Origin of the sequence: Kitasatospora sp. NPDC059817 (genome assembly GCF_042731835.1) — a bacterium.
Taxonomy (GTDB): Bacteria; Actinomycetota; Actinomycetes; order Streptomycetales; family Streptomycetaceae; genus Kitasatospora.
The window spans coordinates 41571-43167 of sequence record NZ_JBHWIR010000060.1 but is presented as its reverse complement, the minus strand read 5'-3'; the positions used below and the strand labels follow the sequence as shown (position 1 = coordinate 43167).

Here is a 1597-nt window from a genome sequence, read left to right as displayed (position 1 = left end):
CGCCCGTCCGCCGATTGGCCGTCATCTCCCGACGGAACGCCGACGCCGAATCAGACCTCGGCGGCCGCAGCGAACGCCACGAACGCCTGCCACGCAGTCGGCCCGAACGTCAGCTGCGGGCCGCTCTTGTCCTTGGAATCACGCACGTGAACAGTGCCGGGCGTCTCGGCGACCTCGACGCAGTTGGCATCCTCATTGGTGCTGTGACTGCTCTTGAACCATGCCAGCTGGGTGCTCATACTTCCCCCAGAATCTTCTCGATCAGGGCCAGGGACTCCCTCAGGCCCAGGGCCTGGGCGCGGATACTGCTGTACCGTGCCGCCATATTACGGACTTCCTCGGGATCCGTGATCAGCCGGTTGACGTGCTGAACGGCCACGTACGCGATCTGCGAGCGACCCGGCGGCGTCAGGAGGGTGAACGAGCCCCCCATGCCGGAGTGCTGCATCCTGTCCAGCGACATGACCTGCAACTCCGGGCCTCGCATCTGCCCCACCTTCAGAAGGTGCTGGAGCTGCTCCTTGTGGACATCCCACCCACCCAGCGGGCGCCTCAACACGCTCTCGTCGATGACCCAGCTCACGACCGGCAGAGGCCATCGTTCGAGGATCGCCTTCCGAGCCAACCGCGCGGCCACCCACTCATCGATCTGCTTCTCGGAGAGCAGCGGTCGACGCATTTCGTACAGGGCTCGGATGTATGCCTCGGTCTGGAGAAGCCCCGGGATGGCCATCGTGCTGTAGTCGTGGATCTCGATCGCCCGGTTCTCCTCGAACGTGAAGGCCTTGGAGAACGCCGGGTGCCGCGTGCTGATCCGGACTTTCGCCCTCATCACGTCGTCCGCGACGATCTTCAACGCGCCACCCGCGTTGAGGACTTCGTCCGCCTTCGTCAGGATCTCGATTCTCGGCGTCCGCTTGCCGCGCTCGACCGCCCCCAGCTGGTCCTCGCTGTACCCGAGCCTGTCGGCCAGCTCACGCTGCGTCATCCCGGCCCGCTCCCGGAAGAGCCTGATCAACTTGCCCACCGCAGCGTAGAACTCCGCGACCCCGTCGGAGTTCTCCACCGTCTCGCCGTCATCGAAGACCGTGCGCTCGACGCCACCCACGATAATCACCCACCCGTTCGACCGACTGATTCGGGCCGACCTGCGGGCCAACCCTCCGCATCCGAACCAGCACTCTCGGTGCTCGTCGAATCCACGGTCAGCGTACGTCCAGGGCGCTGCGGGTTTTCCCGCGCCAGTCGAAGTCCCCCTCGACGGCCCGCACCACCACCTCCGGAGCTCAACAATCCTCCGGCGCGTAAACAGAAGCCAACTCCCGCTTCGGGGAAGGAATTTGCCTGACATGGAACTGCATTACGCCACGCCGCTTCACCATCGCGGAACGCGCTGCTAACGCGACGACGCCGACCACCTTCCGGAGCGCGACTTCGCGCTTCACCACCACCTCACCACCGCTGCGCGCCGGGGCACCACCCCTTCAACGAACGGAGTGGGGAGTAGGCCCCCCCCCCAAACCCCCCCAGAACCCCCACACCCCCCCCCGCCCCCGTAGGGCCCCCCCCCCCCCCCCCCCCCCCCCACCCCCCCCTA

2 protein-coding genes are annotated in these 1597 nt (G+C 66.6%); both read right to left on the bottom strand.

Annotated elements, in window-relative coordinates; translation table 11 throughout:
* Nucleotides 1-50: 50 nt before the first annotated feature.
* On the bottom strand, nt 51-239 hold the full coding sequence (locus tag ACFV61_RS15655) for a DUF397 domain-containing protein (RefSeq protein ID WP_380478290.1): 189 nt from the start codon (nt 237-239) through the stop codon (nt 51-53).
* The gene (locus ACFV61_RS15650; protein ID WP_380478288.1) at nt 236-1108 is read right to left on the bottom strand and encodes a Scr1 family TA system antitoxin-like transcriptional regulator; all 873 of its coding nucleotides are present in this window, start codon (nt 1106-1108) and stop codon (nt 236-238) included. The genes ACFV61_RS15655 and ACFV61_RS15650 overlap by 4 nt, the downstream gene beginning before the upstream one ends.
* Nucleotides 1109-1597 lie beyond the last annotated feature (489 nt).

Bases quoted from the DNA above. Each gene is read 5' to 3' on its own strand.
- ACFV61_RS15655 (WP_380478290.1), bottom strand. From the start codon at position 239: ATGAGCACCCAGCTGGCATGGTTCAAGAGCAGTCACAGCACCAATGAG.